A 21484-nucleotide genomic window follows, 5' to 3' on the forward strand; every position below is an offset into this window, starting at 1 on the left:
GCCTTCCCGTTTCGTTCAACTTAGTATAAAAAAGCAGGCTTCAATGGATGTCATTTAACTTTTTCAAGCCCGGAGCAACCTGTGAATACATTATCGGTTTCCCGTCTGGCGCTGGCACTGGCTTTTGGCGTGACGCTGAGCGCCTGTAGCTCTACGCCACCCGATCAGATCCCTTCCGATCAAACCGCGCCTGGCACCGCCTCGCGCCCAATTCTGTCGGCAAATGAAGCGAAAAACTTCGTTGCGGCGCGCTATTTTGCCTCCCTGACGCCGAATACCGCCCCGTGGTCGCCGTCGCCGATTACCCTGCCCGCACAGCCTGACTTTGTGGTGGGGCCGGCAGGTACGCCAGGCGTTACGCACACCTCGATTCAGGCCGCGGTCGATGCGGCAATGGTTAAACGCACGAACAAACGCCAGTACATTGCTATTATGCCGGGCGACTATCAGGGGACCGTGTATGTTCCCGCCGCGCCGGGAAGTCTGACCCTGTACGGGACCGGTGAAAAACCGATCGATGTGAAAATTGGGATGGCGATTGATGGTGAAATGAGTGTCGCTGACTGGCGCCGCGCGGTGAATCCCGGCGGGAAATATATGCCTGGTAAACCCGCCTGGTATATGTTCGATAACTGCCAAAGCAAACACGCCGCGACGATCGGTGTAATGTGTTCTGCCGCGTTCTGGTCGCAGAATAACGGTCTGCAGCTACAAAATCTGACCATCGAGAACACGCTGGGCGACAGTGTCGATGCCGGAAACCATCCGGCGGTGGCGCTGCGTACCGATGGCGACAAAGTCCAGATTAACAAGGTCAATATCCTTGGCCGCCAGAACACCTTCTTTGTGACCAACAGCGGCGTGCAGAACCGTCTGCAAACCGATCGCCAGCCGCGTACGCTGGTGACGAACAGCTATATTGAAGGCGATGTGGATATGGTTTCCGGACGCGGCGCCGTGGTGTTCGATAACACCAACTTCCAGGTCGTCAACTCCCGCACACAGCAGGAAGCCTACGTCTTCGCCCCGGCGACGCTGTCCAATATTTACTATGGCTTTTTGGCGATCAACAGCCGCTTTAACGCCTCCGGCGATGGCGTTGCGCAGCTTGGCCGCTCGCTGGATGTCGACGCCAACACCAACGGTCAGGTCGTGATCCGCGACAGCGTGATTAACGAGGGCTTCAACGTTGCCAAACCGTGGGCCGACGCGGTCATCTCGAAACGTCCGTTTGCTGGAAATACGGGAACCGTGGATGACAAAGACGAGGTGCAGCGTAATCTGAACGACACTAACTACAACCGCATGTGGGAATACAACAACCGCGGTGTAGGCAGTAAAGTAGTGGCGGAACCTAAGCAGTAATCGCCGTTCCGGTTCAGGCTTATAAACGGGCCGCCGCAGCAGATGTGGCGGCCCGTGGTTTTACTGCAAGCGATGTTTATTGAAATTAATCAGGCATCCCGCCTTGATGATTTCCCGCTCCTCGGCGGTCAAATTTTCCATATACAGCGCAATTTCCTCGACCAGCACATTATCGCGAATAACATATCCCGTTATGGCAGGACTCGCGGTTTCCAGCGCCGCAAGAATGCCCGGAATATAGATATAATCCCCCACCGTAAAATTTGGCGTCTCCTTCATTTGCAGCGGCAGCATTCCCCAGTTGATCACATTAGAGCGGTAGCGTTTGGTGGCGTATTCCTGCGCGATATTCGCCAGACCGCCAATCACTCGCTGACAGCTTGCCGCCTGTTCCCGCGCCGAGCCATCCCCCGGCTTGACGGCATAAATCAGGCTTCCTATCCCGGTATCTTCAGGGCGTACGTTTTCCTGACCGGCAATCTGCTGAATACACGCGAACACCGGGGCCAGTTCGGCGACCTCGCCGTCCTGTCGCCGTTTTTCCAGCGCGGCGACAGCTTTACTTCTGCCGACATAGTCCGGATCGCGACGCGAGAGGGTAAATTCCGCCAGCCCTACCGGATTTGAGCGGTAAGAGGAGGTCTCGCCGGAAGGGATCAACTCGTCGGTGGTCGTCACCTCATCGAGAATTTTCGAACAGACCCTGAGCAGAATATTCTCTGTCAGCGCGCCTGACTCCGGCCAGTCTTTAATGTTGGGTCCATAAATAAGCGGCTGCTGCGTCACGCCTTTTACATATCCCTGATAAACCCGATTTTTGTACGGCGTAGGATCAAAAACATAATCCGGCACATTATCCCAACAATCCAGTTCCGCCGCTGACGTTAAATAGCCGCCGTTCACCGCCGTTGCGGCAATGGAGCGGGCATCCATCAGCGCGACGGCGGACATCTGTCCATTCCCCGGTTTAGACCCTTCCCGGTTCGGGAAGTTACGCGTGGTATGACGAATGCTCAGTCCGTTATGGACAGGCGTATCGCCAGCGCCAAAACAGGGACCGCAAAATGCCGTTCTGATTATCGCGCCTGCGCCCAGCAACTCCGCCACGACGCCTTTTTTCGTCAGATCCATAAACACCGGTTGGGAAGACGGATAAACGGCAAGCGAGAACGCGTCATTACCGCATGAACGATGACGTAACGCATTGGCTGCGGCAATCACGTTCTCATAGTTACCGCCGGAACAGCCAGCGATAATCCCTTGCTGTACTTTTAAACGACCGTTTTCAATTTTATCCACCAGTGAGAGTGTCGCTTGGCCGTGCGCCACGCGCGCCGATTCTATTTCCGTCTGACGAAGAATATCCGCCAGATTTTCATTTAAGGTATCGATTTCATAGACGTTGCTGGGATGGAAAGGCAACGCGATCATCGGCTTGATAGCGCTAAGATCGACATAGATACAACCGTCGTACCAGGCCATCGGCTGCGGATGTAACGGACGATAATCCTGCTCGCGACCATGCAACGCCAGCCAGCTTCGGGTTTCCTCATCCGTTTGCCAGACTGAACTCAGGCAGGTCGTTTCGGTGGTCATCACATCAATGCTGTTACGAAAATCCGTAGAAAGATGACGAATACCGGGGCCGACAAACTCCATCACTTTATTTTTGACGTAGCCGTTTTTGAATACCGCGCCGATAATCGCCAGCGCCACATCCTGCGGCCCAACATACGCCGCTGGCTGGCCGGTCAGATACACGGCGACCACATCGGGATAATCAATATCCCAGGTATCATTCAGCAGTTGTTTAACAAGCTCGCCGCCGCCCTCGCCTACCGCCATCGTTCCCAGCGCGCCATAACGAGTGTGACTGTCGGAGCCCAAAATCATTTTACCGCCGCCGGCCATCATCTCACGCATATACTGGTGAATAACGGCAATGTGCGGGGGCACATAAATGCCGCCATACCGTTGCGCCGCCGATAAACCAAACATATGGTCGTCGCTGTTAATGGTTCCACCGACAGCGCACAGAGAGTTATGGCAATTGGTCAGAACATAAGGTAAAGGAAACCGCTCCATCCCCGACGCTTTTGCCGTCTGAATAATACCTACATAAGTAATGTCGTGTGAGGTCAATGAATCAAACTTAATTTTCAGTTTGTCCATATTGTCAGACGTATTATGCGAGGCGAGGATTGACCAGCTAATGGTACCTTTTTTAGCCTGCGCTTTATCGACAGCCCCGGCGTATTGCTCTTCGGCAATAATCTCATTTCCGGACAGATAAATACCCGATTTATATAACGTAACCATGACTTACTCCATTTGACTGTCAGTTACTCGCACCGCCAGGCGTCGCCGCCATGAATAATGACAGTCAATAGTATATTTTAAAACAAAAGAGAGAGGATTTGCTTACAGCATGTGCCAGCTCATTAATAGCTTCCACCACCAGACGCCCAGGGTAATATGAACGAGGAAGGTGAAAATAGTTAGTACGGCGCCCACCAGCCACCAGGATTTTATATCATTATAACCAACACCAAAAATAACCGGCCCGGCGGCGCCGCCATAATGCGTCACCATGCCGCCGTAAGAGTTAGAAAATAACAACGCCAGGGCGGTTAACATAAGCGGCGCGCCAGACACATTCGCCAGCATCGCAAATACCGGCACCATTGCCACAATATAGGCGCTGCCGGATGCAAAAAAATAACGCACGGCAATACTCATAAAAAGAATAACAAAGAAAGCGACATTACCATGATGATCAAATGAGATATTATTTTTGAACAGTTCCGCCAGCCAGTCAAAAAATTTAACTTTTGACAGTAATGAACTCAGACCGATGATACCGCCATACCATATTAACGTATTCCAGCCGCCTTTATTTTTTACTACGTCATCCCAGGTGACCACGCCAAGCATCAGCATCGCGCCCATCACCACAATGGCGACGGTTGACTCATTAATCCCCAGATAGCTGCTAAAAATCCAGCCGAGGAGCGCCAAAACGAAAATCACTAATAATAGTTTTTCCCGTGCCTGCATCGGCCCTAATGCCTGAAGCCCGGATCTGGAAATGCTCTTATTATCGACCTTTTTTATCTCCGGAGGGTACATCGTATAAATCACCAGCGGTGTCGCCAGGAGCATAACTATTCCTGGCACCCCTGCCGCCAGCGCCCAGTCGCCCCAGCTTAATTGCAGATGGCAAATATCGTTGATCATTTTCAGCGCCAGGATATTTCCTGCCATGGCGGTGAAAAACATATAACTGGTAGTTTTCGTCACCATATAGACGCACATCATCAAGTAATGACCCACGCGATGCGGGCTTTTTTCCGGCTCAGACCCTAGCGCTACCGCAACACTATTGATAATCGGCAATACGATTCCACCCGCCCGCGCCGTATTTGACGGCGTTGCCGGAGATAAGACAAGATCGAGAAAAACGGTAACGTAACCCAGACCTAATGTGGTGTTGCCGATTTTACCAATCAATAGGTAGGCGATACGCTTGCCCAGCCCGGTGGTGACAAACGCGGCGCTCAGAGTAAAGGCGGAAAATACTAACCAGGTTGTCCCGGAGGCATAACCACTCAATACGCTGGAGGTTTTAAACGCTCCGCCGCCTAAATTACCGACGACAACCATCGACGCCGCGACCGCCATTAATAAAACGACGGGTTCCGGGAAAGGTTTAATGACTAATCCCACTATTGCAGCAAGATAAATACCAAAGAGTACCCACGCCAACTGGCTTAACCCAGTCGGCACCGGCAACAAGGCAATAATACAAGGGATAGCTAATATCGTTATTAGCTTCCATAAAGATTTTCGTTTCATTTTATATATCCTGATATTTCCGTATATCAAATACAGAATCGTGTCGGCTCTTCCATTTTGATGTCAGCGCAATGCGTCAACATTATTCCGGGAGATAGACATCGCCAGAAAAGATTTTTCTTGCGGTACGAATGACTGCCGCCCGAATGGAATCAGGGGTATCGCCATCATTTTTTAAATGAATATCAAGACAGCCGCCGGGATGTTCAATAGTTATATTGCCATAGCCATGGTCTGTGGTAAGCGACCGGGTCACTGTACCGTCAATGACACTGCTGCTGGCAATGGCGATAGCGCCGGTAATCGCCAGCGCTTTATGACATGAATGCGGCATAAAATAACGCGCATTAATTGTGCCGCCATGTTGTGCAGGAGAAATAAGTACAGGCTTAGGAATAACCATGGAACGGACATCGCCAAGGCCCATTGCTTTACCGGCCTGTAGACGAATAGATTCAATACGGCGTAATAATTCAGTATCACTGTCTAATTCCACAGGCGACTCATAGCCTGTTTTCCCTACGCTGGCGGCGGGAATGATAACCACCGGCATCGCCATATCCATGCAGGTAACGGCGATATCGTCAAAATAGTCGATACGGCGTCCGGTGGGGAAAACGTTGCCGGTTTTTGCGCCCGCAGCATTCAAAAACGTAAGCATTACCGGGGCTGCCGTCCCCGGCACGCCATCGATTTTCGTAGTGCCTTCATACGTAACCCTACCGTCTGGCGTCTGCACATCGGCATCAATATAGGTATTGGTATTCACATTACGTATGCGCACTCGCGTGACCGGCGACGTCGCGGTAATAAGCCCCTGCTCAATAGCAAATGCGCCGACGCCGGAAAGCATATTGCCGCAGTTTGGCGTGGTATCGACGCGTTGCTCCTGTACAACGACCTGGGCGAAAAGATAATCAATATCCGCCTGCGGATCATCCGAACGGCTGACAATCGCGACTTTACTGGTCAGCGGATTCCCGCCGCCAATGCCGTCAATTTCTAACGCATTGCCCGATCCCATAATCGCGATTAACGCGTTATCTCGCTGGGTTTTATCTTCGGGTAAATGTTCCGCTAATAAAAAAGCGCCTCTGGAGGTTCCCCCTCGCATTAATACACAAGGTATTTTTTTCATGACACAATCCTTAATCATCATCTTATTTTCGCTGTGACTATGGTTGCATGTAAAAAATGGCGAGGCTAATGACTTTCGTGATGTGATTAATCAGCTTTTTTTATTAATCAAAAGCCAGACACGGCGGGTACACTCTCTGCAATACCCACGATGCGCCTAATAATGGGAACGACATTATTTTTATATGCTGGAGTTATAATGAAACACGAACTATCAAGTATGAAAGCGTTTGTCGCTCTGGCGGAGACCACTTCTTTTAACAAAGCAGCTAAATCACTCAATATTACGCAACCTGCATTAACTCGCAGAATAAAAAACATGGAGGATGATTTACATACACTCCTTTTTGAAAGAACTACACGTACAGTAACATTAACAAAAGCGGGGAGAATGTTGTTACCCGAAGCTCGTGAATTAATCAGAAGACTGGATGAAACTATTTTTAATGTTCGTGAACTCAATAATTACCATCACGGTATAATTACATTATCATGTATTCCAACCGCCGTTTTCTATTTTTTACCGCTCGCGATTGGCAAATTTAATGCTTTATACCCCAACATTAAAGTGCGGATACTTGAAAAAGGCACCAATAATTGTATGGAATCCGTACTGTGCAAAGAGGCGGATTTTGGCATAAATATGAATAGCATCACAAATCCTGCGATTGATTTTACCCCGCTGGTAAATGAACCGTTTGTTCTGGCCTGCCGACGGGATCACCCTTTAGCCGCCAGACAACTGGTTGAATGGCAGGAATTAGTCAATCACACGCTGATAGGCGTACGCGCTTCAAGCGGCAACCGCCTCTTAATCGAGCAACAACTTGCTGATAAACCCTGGAAGCTGGAGTGGTTTTACGAGGTTCGCCATTTATCCACTTCGCTGGGTCTGGTGGAGGCAGGTTTAGGTATTTCCGCATTACCAGGACTGGCAATGCCGCAGGCACCGCATCCTACGCTCATTGGCATCCCCCTGATAGAACCGGTGATCAGGCGCACTCTGGGCATTATTCGCCGGAAAGACGCCATGCTTTCGCCGCCGGCGGAACGTTTTTTCTCACTGCTGTTAAATGTCTGGGCCGAAGGCAAAGACAACCTTTGGACGCATTTTGCCAAACCGCAGCCATAACGGCGGATGACGGCTTTCGCGCGCTGCGTGGTGGCCCAGGCCGGATTGCCCGGTGGCGCAGCCGCCTACCGGGCCTACAGATCCAGACCGCCGCCATCCGGCACACAGCGCTTTAGTACGCGTTCACCACAACCCACATTGGCCCTTGGCCGACGGCATAACGACCTTTTTCCGTCAGCACCCCCTGAGTGCCCGTAATTTCATAGACCGCGATATGATGTGATTTTTGACCCGCAGCAATCAGGTATTTTCCGCTATTGTCGATATTAAAGCCGCGCGGTTGAGCTTCCGTCGGCTGGAAGCCTTCAACGCTAAGTACGCTGCCGTCTTCGGAGACACTAAAGACGGTAATCAGACTGGCGGTGCGGTCACAGGCATACAGATGCCGTCCATCCGGCGTAATATGAATATCCGCCGCCCAACGGGTATCGGAAAAATCGGCGGGCATCATATCCAGGGTTTGTACGCACTCTATCTCGCCATGCGGATTTTTAAGCTGCCAGACATCCACCGAACTGTTCAGTTCATTGACGCAATACGCATATTGTCGATTCGGGTGGAAGACCATATGACGCGGGCCTGCCCCTTCGACTGTATTTACTTCCGCCGGCTCCTGGGCCACCAGATGGCCGTCATCGCTTAGCGTAAACAGACAAATGCGATCCTGTTTTAGCGCAGGCACCCACAGGGTACGGTTATCAGGCGTAATATTTGCCGAGTGGCAGCCGTCCAGCCCTTCCACCACATCCACCAGCTCAACCGGCAGACCATCCTGTAAGCGCGTCACGCTGACATTACCGGCGTTATACGATCCGACAAAGACAAAACGACCATGATGATCGGTAGAAATATGGGTCGGGCTACCCGGCAGGGCGGATTCGGCGGCAAACGTCAGCGCGCCATCATCCGGCGCAATACGATACGCCAGGACACGAAACTCCGGGCGCACGCCGACATAGAGGTAGCGTTTATCCGGACTGACCACCATCGGCTGAACCTGGCCGGGCACATCCACGACCTGCACCAGCGTCAGCGTCCCTTCGTGGTTCAGGCTCCAGACGTGAATTTGCTGACTCTCAGGGCTGGCGGTATAGACTGTTTGTTTCATGAATACTCCTTTGCATATGGCATGTAGCTGCAATAACAGGACACAGCTTAACGTAGTCGCTTTTGACGGCGAATGCTGAATTCAGACGCAGAATTTTGTCTGCTTACCGTCCCGGTGTACCATGCCGACAGACGGAATTATTACTCTTAATCTGGAAAAAATTATGACTGCACGCGTGATTGCCCTCGATTTAGACGGAACATTATTAACCCCGCATAAAACCTTACTCCCCTCCTCGCTTGAAGCGCTATCACGCGCCAAAGAGGCGGGCTTTCAACTTATCATTGTCACTGGTCGCCATCACGTTGCTATTCATCCTTTTTATCAGGCGCTGGCGCTGGAAACACCTGCTATTTGCTGCAACGGCACCTATTTGTATGATTATCAAGCTAAAACTGTCCTGGATGCCGATCCTATGCCCGTGGATAAGGCGTTGCAGTTGATTGATTTACTGGATGAGCATCAGATTCACGGCCTGATGTATGTTGATGACGCTATGCTTTACGAACACCCAACTGGTCACGTCGTGCGTACCTCCCGGTGGGCGCAGACCTTGCCGCCGGAGCAACGTCCGACCTTTACACAGGTCTCTTCGTTGGCGCAGGCGGCGCGCGACGTAAATGCCGTGTGGAAGTTTGCGCTTACCGATGAAGATATTCCCAGGCTACAGCGGTTCGGTCAGCATGTTGAACAGGCGCTTGGCCTGGAGTGCGAATGGTCATGGCACGATCAGGTGGATATCGCGCGCAAAGGCAACAGTAAAGGCAAGCGCCTTACCCAGTGGATAGAAGCGCAGGGAGGGTCAATGAAAAATGTGATCGCTTTCGGCGATAACTACAACGACATCAGTATGCTGGAGGCGGCAGGCACCGGCGTTGCGATGGGCAACGCCGATGAGGCGGTGAAAGCGCGCGCTGACGTTGTGATCGGCGATAACACTACCGATAGCATCGCCAAATTTATTTACACCCACCTGCTATAGTCAGGCGGTGATAGAAACGCTTTTCACCTGCGCGTAAAGCCACAGGCCAGGCTTGATATTCAGCTCATCCCTGGCCCACGGGCTTATTCGCGCCCACAGCGTTCTGCCGCCTATCTCAAGCTGGACTTCCACCTGTCCGTTATCGTCATAACAATTCGCCACTTTTGCCCGCAATACGTTGCGGATACTGGTCTGCTGCGGCGGCTGTAGTACTAGCGAGACATCCGACGCCTGTATGCGAATACGCAGTGTGGATTGCAGCGGCTGATTGAGTTTATTTACCCACAGGTGCTGGTCGCCAAGCGCCAGCGCGGTCATGGCATAATGCGGGTGATGCTCCAGCACGCTGACTTTCAGAATACTGCTCTGTTGCTCTTTCGGCAGCCACGGGTGCATAACGCTGCTTCCCCAGACCTCCTCCAGCGGGCCAAACGCTTTAACCTGTCCATCCTCCAGCACCATGACTTTATCCGCCAGGTGGAGAATTTCATCGAGAGAATGGCTGACATACAGCATGGGAATATTGATTTCTCGCGCCAGCCGTTGCAGGTACGGCAGTAATTCGCGTTTACGCGGGATATCCAGCGAGGCCAACGGTTCGTCCAACAGCAGCAACTCCGGGGCGGTGAGCAATGCCCGGCCTATCGCTACGCGCTGTTTTTCTCCGCCGGACAGGCTCCCCGGCAGGCGATCAAGCAACGCTTCAATTCCCAGCAGCGACACCAGCTTATCAAACTGGCCGGTCATGCTTTTCGCCATGCCGTAGCGCAAATTGCCGCGTACTTTGTAATGGGGGAACAGGCGCGCATCCTGGAAAACATAACCGATGCGGCGCTTTTCCGGCGTTAAACAGATACCGTTTTCCGCGTCATGCAACACCCGGCCATTCAGCGCGATGCGTCCTTTTTGCGGGCGAGTCAAACCGCTGATGGCATTAATCAGCGAGGTTTTTCCCGCGCCGGAGACGCCAAAGATAGCCGTGATCCCACTGGCTGGCAGCGTTTCGTTGAGGGTTAAACAGTGCGTTCCCAGCGTCTGGGAAAAATTAAGCTCCAGCATGGTTAGCGCCCCGTCCGTTCACGGCTAATCCGCGCCAGCCATTCAGAAATCAACAGCGAAATCAGCGCTAATACAATCGAAATCACGCACAGCCTCGCCGCCGCGCTCTCCCCGCCAGGCGTCTGAATCAAGGTATACATGGCGGAAGGTATGGTGCGGGTTTCGCCCGGAATATTGGAAACAAAGGTAATGGTCGCGCCAAATTCGCCAAGCGAACGGGCAAACGCCAGCACCGTACCGACAATAATGCCCGGCAGGGTAAGCGGTAAGGTGATAGTCAGAAAAACGCGCCAGCGCCCGGCGCCCAGCGTTCTGGCGGCCTGTTCAAGCTTGATATCCACCCCCTCCAGCGCCAGCCGAATGGCCCGCACCATCAGCGGGAAGGACATCACCGCCGCCGCCAGCACGGCGCCGCGCCAGCTAAAGGCAAACGTGAGACCGAACCAGTCATACAGCCACTGGCCAATAAACCCGCGTCGCCCCATCGACACCAGCAGCAGATAGCCGACCACCACCGGCGGCAGCACCAGCGGCAGATGCAGGACGCTATCAAGTAAGGCTTTGCCCGGAAACCGGCATCGCACCAGTAACCAGGCAAAAAAGATCCCAAACGGCAGGCTAAACAGCACGGCCAGGGAAGACACTTTCAGGCTAAGAAGGACAGCCTGCCATTCTGGATCGGTCAGTATCATTACTTCGTCGTAAATCCATAACGTTTAAAGATTGCCGAGGCCTGCGGTCCTTTCAGGTAATCATAGAACGCGCTGACGGTCGCATTTTTATGCCCCTCCACGATAGCGATGGGGTATTCCACTTTTTTATGTGAATCTTCCGGGAACGTCGCCACCACGTTGACCCCCTTGCTGGCGACCGCATCAGAACCGTATACAATGCCTAAAGGCGCTTCGTTACGTTCGACCAGCGCCAACGCGCCGCGCACATCCTCGCCCGGCGCCAGTTTCGGTTCAAGCGTTTGCCATGCGCCCAGCTTTTGCAGCGCTTCTTTGGCATAAATTCCCGCCGGTACGTGTTGCGGATCGCCCACCGCCAGACGCCCGCCGTTCAGCAGACGAATCCAGTCCGTTTTGTTGTCGATGGTAAACGGTTTCTGCCCGCTGGCTTTCGGCGCTACCACCACCAGGCTATTGCCAAGCAATGTTTCGCGTGTCGTGGTATCCACCGCTTTTTTATCGGCTGCGTAATCCATCCATTTCTGGTCAGCAGAGATGAACAGATCCGCCGGCGCGCCCGCTTCTATTTGGCGCGCCAGCGTTGAAGAGGAGGCGAATGAGGAAACCACATCCACATTTTTCTCTTTTTTATATTCTGCCGCAATGTCTTGCATCGCGTTCGTTAGCGACGCGGCGGCGAATACGGTGATCTTGCCTTCATCCGCCAGCGCATGACCAGCGATGACGAAAGATAATGTCGCCCCTGCGACCAGGCGTAACCAGTAATGCGCCATCTGTAACTCCTTGTGCGTTTCGTTATGTAAACGACAATATAACGATAATCTCAGGGGTTTCCCAGCGGTTATTCATACCCATTAACGATTAAACACAGAAAATATCGGCAGGAAAAGCAGGATCTTGAGTAACAAAAACGCCCGACTGAGCGGGCGTTTGGGGAAATCAGCGGTTCTGTCTGGACTGGTCTTTCTGACCGATACCGGAAAAAATGTTGAACACCTCACCCAGACCGTAAATCAGACCGAGGATGATGGCCATCACTACCGGTACCATGATGACGGCGAATACCAGACTTTTTAATAACTCTAACATGGGCAACTCCAGATATAGTCCTTTTTGTATTTTAACCGCATCACACAGAAAAGCACTCCCCTTTTGTGCGGTCGGCTTTGCGCTGACGCGCTTTTCAGTCACAATAGTCTTTTTACCAGGAGCTGGTTATGCAGGCCGAAATCCTTCTTACCCTGAAACTTCAGCAAAAGCTTTTTGCCGATCCCCGACGTATCTCTCTGCTGAAACACATTGCGCTTTCCGGCTCGATTAGTCAGGGCGCGAAAGACGCGGGAATCAGCTATAAGAGCGCCTGGGATGCGATAAACGACATGAACCAGCTTAGCGAACATATGCTGGTTGAACGCGCAACGGGCGGCAAAGGCGGCGGCGGCGCGGTATTAACCCGCTATGGCCAGCGTCTGATCCAGCTTTACGATTTGCTGGGCCAAATTCAGCAAAAAGCGTTCGATGTGTTAAGCGACGATGACGCCCTGCCGCTTGACAGTCTGCTGGCCGCTATCTCCCGCTTTTCACTGCAAACCAGCGCCCGAAATCAGTGGTTCGGCACCATTACCGCCCGCGATCGCGATCAGGTGCAACAGCATGTCGATGTGCTGCTGGCCGACGGCAAAACGCGGCTCAAAGTCGCGCTGACGGCACAAAGCGGCGAGCGTCTCGGCCTGGAGGAGGGAAAAGAAGTGCTGATCCTGCTAAAAGCGCCGTGGGTTGGCATTACCCGGGATGCAGCCGTTGCGCGCGCCGCTGACAATCAGTTGTCGGGAACGATCAGCCATATCGAGCGCGGCGCGGAACAGTGTGAAGTGTTGATGGCGCTGCCGGACGGCCAGACGCTGTGCGCCACGATACCGACTTCAGATGCCGCCACGTTAAAGGAAGGCGATGACGTGATTGCCTGGTTTAATGCGGACAGAGTGATTATTGCAACGTTGTGCTAAGCACATTGACATCCGTTGCCGAAAGACGTATCCCTGTCATTCATCGCTGCAAAAAATGGGATGCAAAATGTCATCGTTGCAAATTTCGCAAGGCACGTTTCGTCTGAGCGATACAAAAACACTTCATCTGGATTCGCTGACGCTCAATGCGGGCGATAGCTGGGCATTCGTTGGGGCTAACGGGAGCGGGAAGTCGGCGCTCGCCCGCGCGCTGGCGGGCGAACTGCCGTTATTAACAGGCGAGCGCCAGTGTCGGTTTACCCGCATTACTCGTCTGTCCTTTGAACAATTGCAAAAGCTGGTCAGCGATGAGTGGCAACGTAATAACACCGATATGCTCAGTCCTGGCGAAGACGATACCGGGCGCACTACCGCGGAAATTATTCAGGATGAAGTTCACCATCCTGCCCGCTGTGCGATGCTGGCGCAGCAGTTCGGTATTTCCGCTTTACTCAACAGGCGTTTTAAATACCTTTCTACCGGCGAGACGCGAAAAGCGCTGCTGTGTCAGGCGCTGATGTCTGAGCCGGAGTTATTAATCCTTGATGAACCGTTCGACGGACTTGACGTGACCGCCCGTCAACAACTGGCGCAACGCCTGACGGCGTTGAACCAGGCGGGTATGACCCTGGCGCTGGTACTCAACCGTTTTGATGAAATCCCGGACTTCGTGCAGTTTGCCGGCGTGCTTGCCGACTGTACGCTGGCGGAGACCGGAACGACGACAGAGTTACTGCAACGGGCGTTGGTCGCTCAACTCGCGCACAGCGAGCGTCTGACCGACGTACAATTACCCGAACCGGACGAACCTTCCGCCCGCCATGCGTTACCCGATGGCGAACCACGGATCGTACTTAACGATGGCGTAGTCTCGTATAACGATCGCCCTATCCTCCACCACCTAAGCTGGCGAGTCAATCCGGGCGAACACTGGCAGATCATCGGTCCTAACGGAGCGGGTAAGTCTACGTTGCTTAGCCTTATTACTGGCGATCATCCGCAAGGCTACAGCAACGATCTTACGCTGTTCGGGCGGCGGCGAGGAAGCGGCGAAACAATCTGGGATATCAAAAAACATATCGGCTACGTCAGCAGCAGTTTACATCTGGATTACCGCGTCAGTACCACGGTACGCAATGTCATTCTCTCCGGCTATTTCGATTCTATCGGCATTTACCAGGCCGTTTCAGACAGGCAACGAAAACTGGCGCAACAGTGGCTGGATATTCTGGGAATCGATAAGCGTACGGCGGATGCCCCCTTCCACAGTCTCTCCTGGGGACAGCAGCGGCTGGCGCTGATCGTGCGCGCGCTGGTTAAGCATCCGACAGTGTTGATTCTGGATGAGCCGCTGCAAGGGTTGGACCCGCTGAACCGCCAACTGGTACGCCGTTTTGTAGATGTATTAATTCGCCAGGGAGAGACCCAACTGCTGTTCGTTTCCCATCATGCAGAGGATGCGCCTGCCTGTATTACCCACCGGCTGGAATTTGTACCAGAGGGCGAACGTTATAAGTACGTTTCCGGACGATGCAATAATTAAATGTATTATCAGAATGGCGCCGCGCGCCATTCTGGAACCACTCTCCTTTTATTAAGAATAATAATAACGGTCGATAAGCTTACTATCTCTTGAATCGCTGACCGCCTCATTGTCATAATAATCCTGAAATTTTCGACAATGATGTCGTATGTGAATATAAGGGATTCATTATGGCTTTTCGTTTTCCACAAATAATACTATTTTTACTGGCAGCCATGTTATTTTGCCCCGGCAGTTATGCTGAGCAAAAGCCGACCGCTGCGCAGGAAGCGCGTAAAACCGCCGTTGAGGTCGCTGTTGAAGGCATGAGTCGCGCCGCCGTTGCGGGTCCGACAAAGATTAGTTTAGGTGATAAAGCCACGCTTAATCTGCCGGAAGGATTTACCTGGATACCCGCAAAAGAAGCGGCGGTATTTATGCGTGAAATTGGTAACTATGTTGACGATGAATATTTTTACGGTCTCGTATTTAAAAAGGAAATGAATGGATTTATTTCTATCGAATATGATGATTCTGGTTATGTAAAAGATGATGATGCAAAAAATTGGGATGCCGATGAATTAATGGATAACCTGCGCAAAGGCACAAAAGAAGCGAATAAAGATCGTATTGCAAAAGGCATTGAGCCGATAGAAATTATTGGCTGGATCGAGAAGCCTACCTACGATGCAACCAATCATCGTCTGATCTGGTCCGCCGCCATCCAGGATATCGGCACCAACGAACCACTGAATGAACAAGGCGTGAACTACAACACCTATCTGCTGGGACGTGAAGGTTATTTTTCTTTAAATCTGGTGACCGACAGAGGTTCTGTTGACCATGAAATCCCTCTGGCGAAAAGAATTCTCAGTTCCGTCAAGTTCAACGCTGGACAACGCTACGCTGACTTCAACGAATCAACGGACAAAATAGCGGAGTATGGGCTCGCCGCGCTGATTGGCGGTATCGCGGCCAAAAAAGTAGGTCTGCTTGCTATGCTCGGTATCGCGTTGCTTAAGTTCTGGAAAGTGACCGCCATCGGCGTCGTTGCCGTCGGGGCGCTCGCCAGGAAGCTACTCTCGCGTAAAAAAGACTGACAGCTCCTGCCCCGTCCGTTTCATTCCCAGGCGCGTAACGCGCCTTTTTTTCGGATAAAAAGCAGAAGCATTCTCAAGCCAGATGATTTGTAATCATTTAATTGATATAAATGCGTAAAATCACCAGTGTGTAAACGATTCCACTAATTTATTACATGTCACACTTTTCGCATCTTTGTTATGCTATGGTTATTCCATACCATAGGCTTAACGGAGCGAATTATGAGAGTATTGGTTACAGGTGGTAGCGGTTACATTGGAAGTCATACCTGCGTACAATTGCTGCAAAATGGTCATGACGTCGTCATCCTCGATAACCTCTGCAACAGCAAGCGCAGCGTGCTGCCCGTTATTGAACGTCTGGGCGGTAAGCACCCGACCTTTGTCGAAGGCGATATTCGCAACGAAGCGCTTATAACCGAAATTCTGCACGATCACGCGATTGATACCGTGATTCACTTTGCCGGCCTGAAAGCCGTCGGCGAATCGGTCGCCAGGCCGCTGGAGTACTATGACAACAACGTCAACGGTACGCTGCGGTTGGTCAGCGCCATGCGTGCGGCCAACGTTAAAAACCTTATTTTTAGCTCCTCCGCCACCGTTTATGGCGATCAGCCCAAAATTCCTTACGTCGAAAGTTTTCCTACCGGCACGCCGCAAAGCCCCTACGGCAAAAGTAAATTGATGGTAGAACAGATCCTCACCGATCTGCAAAAAGCCCAGCCGGAGTGGAGTATTGCGCTGCTGCGTTATTTCAATCCGGTCGGCGCGCACCCGTCGGGCGACATGGGAGAAGATCCGCAAGGTATTCCGAATAACCTGATGCCCTATATCGCCCAGGTCGCCGTGGGTCGTCGCGAATCGCTCGCCGTTTTCGGCAACGATTACCCGACCGAGGATGGCACCGGCGTACGCGATTACATTCACGTTATGGACTTAGCCGACGGGCACGTCGTGGCGATGGAAAAACTGGCGGACAAATCCGGCGTACATATTTATAACCTCGGCGCGGGTGTCGGCAGTAGCGTCCTGGATGTGGTCAACGCCTTTAGTAAAGCCTGCGGTAAACCCATTAATTACCACTTCGCGCCGCGTCGCGACGGCGATCTCCCGGCGTATTGGGCGGATGCCAGCAAAGCCGATCGCGAGCTGAACTGGCACGTCACCCGCACGCTTGACGAAATGGCGCAGGACACCTGGCACTGGCAGTCACGCCATCCGCAGGGATACCCAGATTAAGGATGTTGTTATGACCCCATTTAATCCCATCGATCATCCGCATCGCCGTTATAACCCGCTTACCGGCCAGTGGGTTCTGGTTTCGCCGCATCGCGCAAAACGCCCCTGGCAGGGGGCGCAGGAAACGCCGTCTCAGCAAATGCTGCCGGCCCACGATCCGGACTGCTTCTTGTGTGCGGGCAATACGCGTGTCACCGGCGATAAAAATCCCGATTACAAAGGGACTTACGTCTTTACTAACGATTTCGCGGCGCTGATGGCCGATACGCCGGATGCGCCGGACAGCCACGATCCGCTGATGCGCTGTCAGAGCGCGCGCGGCACCAGCCGCGTGATCTGCTTTTCTCCCGATCACAGTAAAACGCTGCCGGAGTTGAGCCTGCCCGCGCTGACGGAAATCGTCAGAACCTGGCAAACGCAGACCGCCGAGTTAGGCAAAACCTATCCGTGGGTGCAGGTCTTTGAAAATAAAGGCGCGGCGATGGGCTGTTCGAACCCGCATCCGCATGGCCAGGTCTGGGCCAACAGCTTCCTGCCGAATGAGGCCGAACGCGAAGATCGTTTACAAAAAGCCTATTTCGCCGAGCAGCGCTCGCCAATGCTGGTGGATTATGTCCAGCGGGAACTGGCGGACGGCAGCCGCACCGTGGTCGAAACCGAACACTGGCTGGCGGTGGTGCCTTACTGGGCGGCGTGGCCGTTCGAAACGCTACTGTTACCCAAAACGCATGTCCTGCGCATTACCGATTTAAGCGACGAGCAGCGCGACTCTCTGGCGCTGGCGTTGAAAAAGCTGACCAGTCGTTATGACAACCTGTTTCAGTGTTCCTTCCCCTACTCAATGGGCTGGCACGGCGCGCCGTTTAACGGTGAAGAAAACGCACACTGGCAGTTGCACGCGCACTTTTATCCGCCGCTGCTGCGCTCTGCGACCGTCCGTAAATTTATGGTCGGCTATGAAATGCTGGCGGAAACCCAGCGTGATTTAACCGCAGAACAAGCGGCTGAACGCCTGCGCGCGGTCAGCGACATCCATTTTCGCGAATCCGGAGTATAAAAATGAATCTGAAAGAGAAAACGCGCGCGCTGTTTGCTGAAATTTTCGGCTACCCTGCCACCCACACGATTCAGGCGCCAGGCCGCGTCAATCTGATCGGCGAGCATACTGATTACAATGATGGTTTTGTTCTGCCCTGCGCTATCGATTACCAGACCGTAATTAGCTGTGCGCCGCGCGACGATCGTACCGTACGGGTGATTGCCGCCGATTACGACAATCAGGTGGACGAATTTTCACTGGATGCGCCGATCGTGACCCACGATAGCCAGCAGTGGTCTAACTATGTGCGCGGCGTAGTGAAACACCTGCAACAGCGTAACAACGCGTTTGGCGGCGTGGATATGGTCATCAGCGGCAATGTGCCGCAGGGCGCCGGGTTAAGCTCCTCCGCCTCGCTGGAAGTGGCGGTGGGCACCGTCTTCCAGCAGCTTTATCACCTGCCGCTGGACGGCGCGCAAATTGCGCTCAACGGACAAGAGGCCGAGAACCAGTTTGTCGGCTGTAACTGCGGCATTATGGATCAGCTCATCTCTGCGCTCGGCAAAAAAGATCATGCGTTGCTGATTGATTGCCGTACGCTCGGCGCCAAAGCGGTTTCCATGCCGAAAGGTGTCGCCGTGGTGATCATCAATAGTAACTTTAAGCGCACGCTGGTGGGCAGCGAGTATAATACCCGCCGTGAACAGTGCGAAACCGGCGCCCGTTTCTTCCAGCAGCCGGCCCTGCGCGATGTCAGCCTTGAGGCGTTCAATGCCGTTGCCAGCGAACTGGACCCGGTAGTCGCAAAACGCGTTCGCCATGTATTGAGCGAAAATGCGCGCACCGTTGAAGCGGCAAGCGCGCTGGAGAAAGGTGATTTGCAACGTATGGGCCAACTGATGGCGGAGTCCCATGCCTCAATGCGCGATGATTTCGAAATTACCGTCCCGCAGATAGACACGCTGGTAGACATCGTCAAAGCGACCATCGGCGATCAAGGCGGCGTGCGCATGACCGGCGGCGGCTTCGGCGGCTGTGTTGTCGCACTGATCCCGGAAGATCTGGTTCCCGCTGTTCGGCAGGCCGTTGCGCAACAGTACGAAGCGAAAACCGGAATCAAAGAAACCTTTTATGTATGCAAACCGTCACAAGGAGCAGGACAGTGCTAAATGAAACGCCCGCACTGGCCCCCGATGGTCAACCGTACCGCCTGCTAACCCTGCGCAATAGCGCAGGGATGGTGGTAACGCTGATGGACTGGGGAGCCACTCTTCTTTCCGCCCGTATTCCGCTGTCTGACGGCAGCGTTCGGGAAGCATTGCTGGGCTGCGCCAGCCCGGAACACTACCCTGAACAGACGTCATTCCTCGGCGCCTCTATTGGCCGTTACGCGAACCGTATCGCCAATAGCCGTTATACGTTTGCCGGCGAAACCGTACAGTTAAGCCCAAGCCAGGGCGAGAACCAGCTACACGGCGGACCGGAAGGCTTTGACAAGCGCCGCTGGCAAATTGTGAACCAGAACGATCGCCAGGTATTATTCGCGCTCACCTCTGATGACGGCGACCAGGGCTTTCCTGGCCATCTTTGCGCCACGGCGCAATATCGTCTGACCGATGACAATAGAATCTCCATCACCTACCGGGCGACGGTCGATAAACCCTGTCCGGTGAATTTGACCAACCACGTCTATTTTAATCTGGACGGCGATCGGACCGACGTGCGCCAGCATAAGCTGCAAATTCTGGCGGATGAGTATCTGCCGGTAGATGAATCCGGTATTCCACGCCAGGGGCTAAAATCGGTAGCCAATACCTCGTTTGACTTCCGGATGCCAAAAGTCATTGCCAGCGAGTTTCTCGCCGATGACGATCAGCGCAAGGTTAAAGGCTACGATCATGCTTTCCTGCTACAGACGCAGGGTGATGGCAAAAAGCCGGCGGCCCGTCTGTGGTCACAGGATGGAAAGCTACAAATGATGGTTTACACCACCGCCCCGGCGCTACAGTTTTATTCCGGCAATTATCTGGCGGGTACACCTTCCCGCGGGCCGGAACCTTATGCCGACTGGCAAGGGCTGGCGCTGGAAAGCGAACTGCTGCCGGACAGCCCGAATCATCCTGAATGGCCGCAGCCTGACAGTATCCTTCGCCCTGGCGAGGAGTACGCCAGCCTGACCGAGTATCAGTTTATTCCGTTCTAACGATATGCCGCTACATGCCCGATGACGCAAGCTTATCGGGCCTACGCGCCATTGCCCTGCTCAAACCTCCACCACTTAAAGACAAAATCGCAACTCTGAGTTCACAAGAACCTTACACTGCGCCACTATTTTCGCTATGGTTATGCGTAAGCATTGCCGCCAACACCTCGCGGCAATATAATGAGAATTATTATCATTACATATGATTTATAGGAGTGAGAGTATGGCTGTAACTAAGCTGATTCTGGTACGTCACGGTGAAAGTCAATGGAACAAAGAGAACCGTTTCACCGGCTGGTATGATGTTGACCTGTCTGAAAAAGGCGTAAGCGAAGCAAAAGCAGCGGGTAAACTGCTAAAAGAAGAAGGTTTCAGCTTTGATTTTGCCTACACTTCCGTACTGAAACGCGCTATCCATACGCTGTGGAACGTACTGGATGAACTGGATCAGGCGTGGCTGCCGGTGGAAAAATCCTGGAAACTCAATGAACGTCACTATGGCGCGTTGCAGGGGCTGAATAAAGCGGAAACGGCAGAAAAATATGGTGACGAGCAGGTTAAACAGTGGCGCCGCGGTTTTGCCGTGACGCCGCCGGAACTGACCAAAGATGATGAGCGTTATCCGGGTCACGATCCACGTTATGCCAAACTGAGCGAGAAAGAGCTGCCGTTGACCGAAAGTCTGGCGCTGACCATCGACCGCGTTATTCCTTACTGGAACGACACCATCCTGCCGCGTATGAAGAGCGGTGAGCGCGTGATCATCGCCGCTCACGGTAACTCATTGCGTGCGCTGGTGAAATACCTGGATAACATGAGTGAAGATGAGATCCTTGAGTTAAACATCCCGACCGGCGTGCCGCTGGTGTATGAGTTCGACGAAAACTTCAAGCCGCTCAAACATTACTATCTGGGCAACGCTGACGAAATCGCCGCGAAAGCGGCTGCCGTGGCGAATCAGGGTAAAGCGAAGTAATCACCTTTGCCGGATGGCGGTATAACTGCCTTATCCGGCCTACGAGCAATGGGTAGGCCGGATAAGCGC

Annotated in this window: 19 protein-coding genes; 11 read left to right on the forward strand and 8 right to left on the reverse strand. The window is 53.0% G+C overall.

The genetic code is table 11. The features are described from left to right. Positions 1-81 precede the first annotated feature (81 nt). Positions 82-1365 carry a putative acyl-CoA thioester hydrolase gene (locus ACLJR2_RS12815; protein WP_001094776.1) on the forward strand — a complete coding sequence of 428 codons (1284 nt, stop codon included), beginning with the start codon at positions 82-84 and terminating at the stop codon, positions 1363-1365. 60 nt (positions 1366-1425) lie between these two features. Here the strand turns inward: ACLJR2_RS12815 and ACLJR2_RS12820 are convergent, their stop codons facing one another. The 3 genes from ACLJR2_RS12820 to ACLJR2_RS12830 all read right to left on the reverse strand — a co-directional run bounded on the left by ACLJR2_RS12820 (position 1426) and on the right by ACLJR2_RS12830 (position 6358). Further along, entirely contained in the window at positions 1426-3684 is a 2259-nt protein-coding gene (locus ACLJR2_RS12820; protein WP_000258265.1) for a hydratase, read from the reverse strand. Positions 3685-3786: 102 nt separating this feature from the next. Next, positions 3787-5220 carry an anion permease gene (locus ACLJR2_RS12825; RefSeq protein ID WP_001534237.1) on the reverse strand — a complete coding sequence of 478 codons (1434 nt, stop codon included), beginning with the start codon at positions 5218-5220 and terminating at the stop codon, positions 3787-3789. A gap of 82 nt (positions 5221-5302) precedes the next feature. Continuing rightward, entirely contained in the window at positions 5303-6358 is a 1056-nt protein-coding gene (locus ACLJR2_RS12830; protein ID WP_000723617.1) for a 4-oxalomesaconate tautomerase, read from the reverse strand. Positions 6359-6556: 198 nt separating this feature from the next. Between ACLJR2_RS12830 and ACLJR2_RS12835 the strand changes: the two genes are divergently transcribed. Continuing rightward, positions 6557-7489 carry a LysR family transcriptional regulator gene (locus ACLJR2_RS12835; RefSeq protein WP_015632852.1) on the forward strand — a complete coding sequence of 311 codons (933 nt, stop codon included), beginning with the start codon at positions 6557-6559 and terminating at the stop codon, positions 7487-7489. Between the two features lie 112 nt (positions 7490-7601). On the opposite strand, the gene pgl is transcribed toward ACLJR2_RS12835, so the two are convergent. Then, complete coding sequence (gene pgl / locus ACLJR2_RS12840) at positions 7602-8597, reverse strand: 6-phosphogluconolactonase (protein WP_000815469.1); 996 nt, start codon at positions 8595-8597, stop codon at positions 7602-7604. A 163-nt stretch (positions 8598-8760) separates the two neighbouring features. Between pgl and ACLJR2_RS12845 the strand changes: the two genes are divergently transcribed. Then, positions 8761-9579, forward strand: a complete 819-nt coding sequence (locus tag ACLJR2_RS12845; protein ID WP_000127031.1) for a pyridoxal phosphatase — start codon at positions 8761-8763, stop codon at positions 9577-9579. Here ACLJR2_RS12845 and modC read toward each other — a convergent pair whose 3' ends face one another. The 4 genes from modC to ACLJR2_RS12865 form a co-directional block, all read right to left on the reverse strand. Further along, positions 9580-10638: a molybdenum ABC transporter ATP-binding protein ModC gene (modC, locus tag ACLJR2_RS12850; RefSeq protein WP_000891710.1), complete on the reverse strand. Its 1059-nt coding sequence runs from the start codon at positions 10636-10638 to the stop codon at positions 9580-9582. A gap of 2 nt (positions 10639-10640) precedes the next feature. Continuing rightward, the gene (gene modB / locus ACLJR2_RS12855; RefSeq protein WP_000604026.1) at positions 10641-11330 is read right to left on the reverse strand and encodes a molybdate ABC transporter permease subunit; all 690 of its coding nucleotides are present in this window, start codon (positions 11328-11330) and stop codon (positions 10641-10643) included. Continuing rightward, positions 11330-12103 (reverse strand): molybdate ABC transporter substrate-binding protein, encoded by a 774-nt coding sequence (gene modA, locus ACLJR2_RS12860; protein WP_000951701.1) that lies wholly within the window; start codon positions 12101-12103, stop codon positions 11330-11332. The genes modB and modA overlap by 1 nt, the downstream gene beginning before the upstream one ends. A gap of 166 nt (positions 12104-12269) precedes the next feature. Then, positions 12270-12419, reverse strand: coding sequence for an AcrZ family multidrug efflux pump-associated protein (locus tag ACLJR2_RS12865; protein WP_000891513.1), 150 nt, complete (start codon positions 12417-12419; stop codon positions 12270-12272). A gap of 128 nt (positions 12420-12547) precedes the next feature. On the opposite strand from ACLJR2_RS12865, the gene modE reads away from it, so the two are divergent. The 8 genes from modE to gpmA all read left to right on the forward strand — a co-directional run bounded on the left by modE (position 12548) and on the right by gpmA (position 21415). Further along, on the forward strand, positions 12548-13336 hold the full coding sequence (gene modE, locus ACLJR2_RS12870; protein ID WP_001147418.1) for a molybdenum-dependent transcriptional regulator: 789 nt from the start codon (positions 12548-12550) through the stop codon (positions 13334-13336). Positions 13337-13403: 67 nt separating this feature from the next. After that, positions 13404-14879: a molybdate ABC transporter ATP-binding protein ModF gene (modF, locus tag ACLJR2_RS12875; protein WP_000096945.1), complete on the forward strand. Its 1476-nt coding sequence runs from the start codon at positions 13404-13406 to the stop codon at positions 14877-14879. Positions 14880-15049: 170 nt separating this feature from the next. Beyond that, positions 15050-15958, forward strand: a complete 909-nt coding sequence (locus tag ACLJR2_RS12880; protein ID WP_000885519.1) for a DUF2167 domain-containing protein — start codon at positions 15050-15052, stop codon at positions 15956-15958. Between the two features lie 222 nt (positions 15959-16180). Beyond that, positions 16181-17197, forward strand: coding sequence for a UDP-glucose 4-epimerase GalE (gene galE, locus ACLJR2_RS12885; protein WP_001265463.1), 1017 nt, complete (start codon positions 16181-16183; stop codon positions 17195-17197). Positions 17198-17207: 10 nt separating this feature from the next. Beyond that, positions 17208-18254: a galactose-1-phosphate uridylyltransferase gene (gene galT, locus ACLJR2_RS12890; protein ID WP_000187473.1), complete on the forward strand. Its 1047-nt coding sequence runs from the start codon at positions 17208-17210 to the stop codon at positions 18252-18254. A 2-nt stretch (positions 18255-18256) separates the two neighbouring features. Then, positions 18257-19405 (forward strand): galactokinase, encoded by a 1149-nt coding sequence (galK, locus tag ACLJR2_RS12895; RefSeq protein WP_001049365.1) that lies wholly within the window; start codon positions 18257-18259, stop codon positions 19403-19405. After that, positions 19399-20439: a galactose-1-epimerase gene (galM, locus tag ACLJR2_RS12900; protein ID WP_000931429.1), complete on the forward strand. Its 1041-nt coding sequence runs from the start codon at positions 19399-19401 to the stop codon at positions 20437-20439. Before galK ends, galM begins: the two co-directional genes overlap by 7 nt. Positions 20440-20662: 223 nt before the next feature. Then, positions 20663-21415, forward strand: coding sequence for a 2,3-diphosphoglycerate-dependent phosphoglycerate mutase (gpmA, locus tag ACLJR2_RS12905; protein ID WP_001534211.1), 753 nt, complete (start codon positions 20663-20665; stop codon positions 21413-21415). Positions 21416-21484: the final 69 nt, after the last annotated feature.

The organism is Salmonella sp. SAL03688 (genome assembly GCF_046551895.1).
Lineage (GTDB): Bacteria > Pseudomonadota > Gammaproteobacteria > Enterobacterales > Enterobacteriaceae > Salmonella > Salmonella enterica.

What these genes read in the sequence shown, in the direction of transcription:
- gpmA (WP_001534211.1), top strand. Translation starts at nt 20,663, where the DNA reads ATGGCTGTAACTAAGCTGATTCTGGTACGTCACGGTGAAAGTCAATGG.
- ACLJR2_RS12845 (WP_000127031.1), top strand. Translation starts at nt 8,761, where the DNA reads ATGACTGCACGCGTGATTGCCCTCGATTTAGACGGAACATTATTAACC.
- galE (WP_001265463.1), top strand. Translation starts at nt 16,181, where the DNA reads ATGAGAGTATTGGTTACAGGTGGTAGCGGTTACATTGGAAGTCATACC.
- modE (WP_001147418.1), top strand. Translation starts at nt 12,548, where the DNA reads ATGCAGGCCGAAATCCTTCTTACCCTGAAACTTCAGCAAAAGCTTTTT.
- ACLJR2_RS12835 (WP_015632852.1), top strand. Translation starts at nt 6,557, where the DNA reads ATGAAACACGAACTATCAAGTATGAAAGCGTTTGTCGCTCTGGCGGAG.
- modC (WP_000891710.1), bottom strand. Translation starts at nt 10,638, where the DNA reads ATGCTGGAGCTTAATTTTTCCCAGACGCTGGGAACGCACTGTTTAACC.
- ACLJR2_RS12830 (WP_000723617.1), bottom strand. Translation starts at nt 6,358, where the DNA reads ATGAAAAAAATACCTTGTGTATTAATGCGAGGGGGAACCTCCAGAGGC.
- galK (WP_001049365.1), top strand. Translation starts at nt 18,257, where the DNA reads ATGAATCTGAAAGAGAAAACGCGCGCGCTGTTTGCTGAAATTTTCGGC.
- galT (WP_000187473.1), top strand. Translation starts at nt 17,208, where the DNA reads ATGACCCCATTTAATCCCATCGATCATCCGCATCGCCGTTATAACCCG.
- ACLJR2_RS12880 (WP_000885519.1), top strand. Translation starts at nt 15,050, where the DNA reads ATGGCTTTTCGTTTTCCACAAATAATACTATTTTTACTGGCAGCCATG.
- modB (WP_000604026.1), bottom strand. Translation starts at nt 11,330, where the DNA reads ATGATACTGACCGATCCAGAATGGCAGGCTGTCCTTCTTAGCCTGAAA.
- ACLJR2_RS12865 (WP_000891513.1), bottom strand. Translation starts at nt 12,419, where the DNA reads ATGTTAGAGTTATTAAAAAGTCTGGTATTCGCCGTCATCATGGTACCG.
- modF (WP_000096945.1), top strand. Translation starts at nt 13,404, where the DNA reads ATGTCATCGTTGCAAATTTCGCAAGGCACGTTTCGTCTGAGCGATACA.
- ACLJR2_RS12825 (WP_001534237.1), bottom strand. Translation starts at nt 5,220, where the DNA reads ATGAAACGAAAATCTTTATGGAAGCTAATAACGATATTAGCTATCCCT.
- ACLJR2_RS12820 (WP_000258265.1), bottom strand. Translation starts at nt 3,684, where the DNA reads ATGGTTACGTTATATAAATCGGGTATTTATCTGTCCGGAAATGAGATT.
- pgl (WP_000815469.1), bottom strand. Translation starts at nt 8,597, where the DNA reads ATGAAACAAACAGTCTATACCGCCAGCCCTGAGAGTCAGCAAATTCAC.
- modA (WP_000951701.1), bottom strand. Translation starts at nt 12,103, where the DNA reads ATGGCGCATTACTGGTTACGCCTGGTCGCAGGGGCGACATTATCTTTC.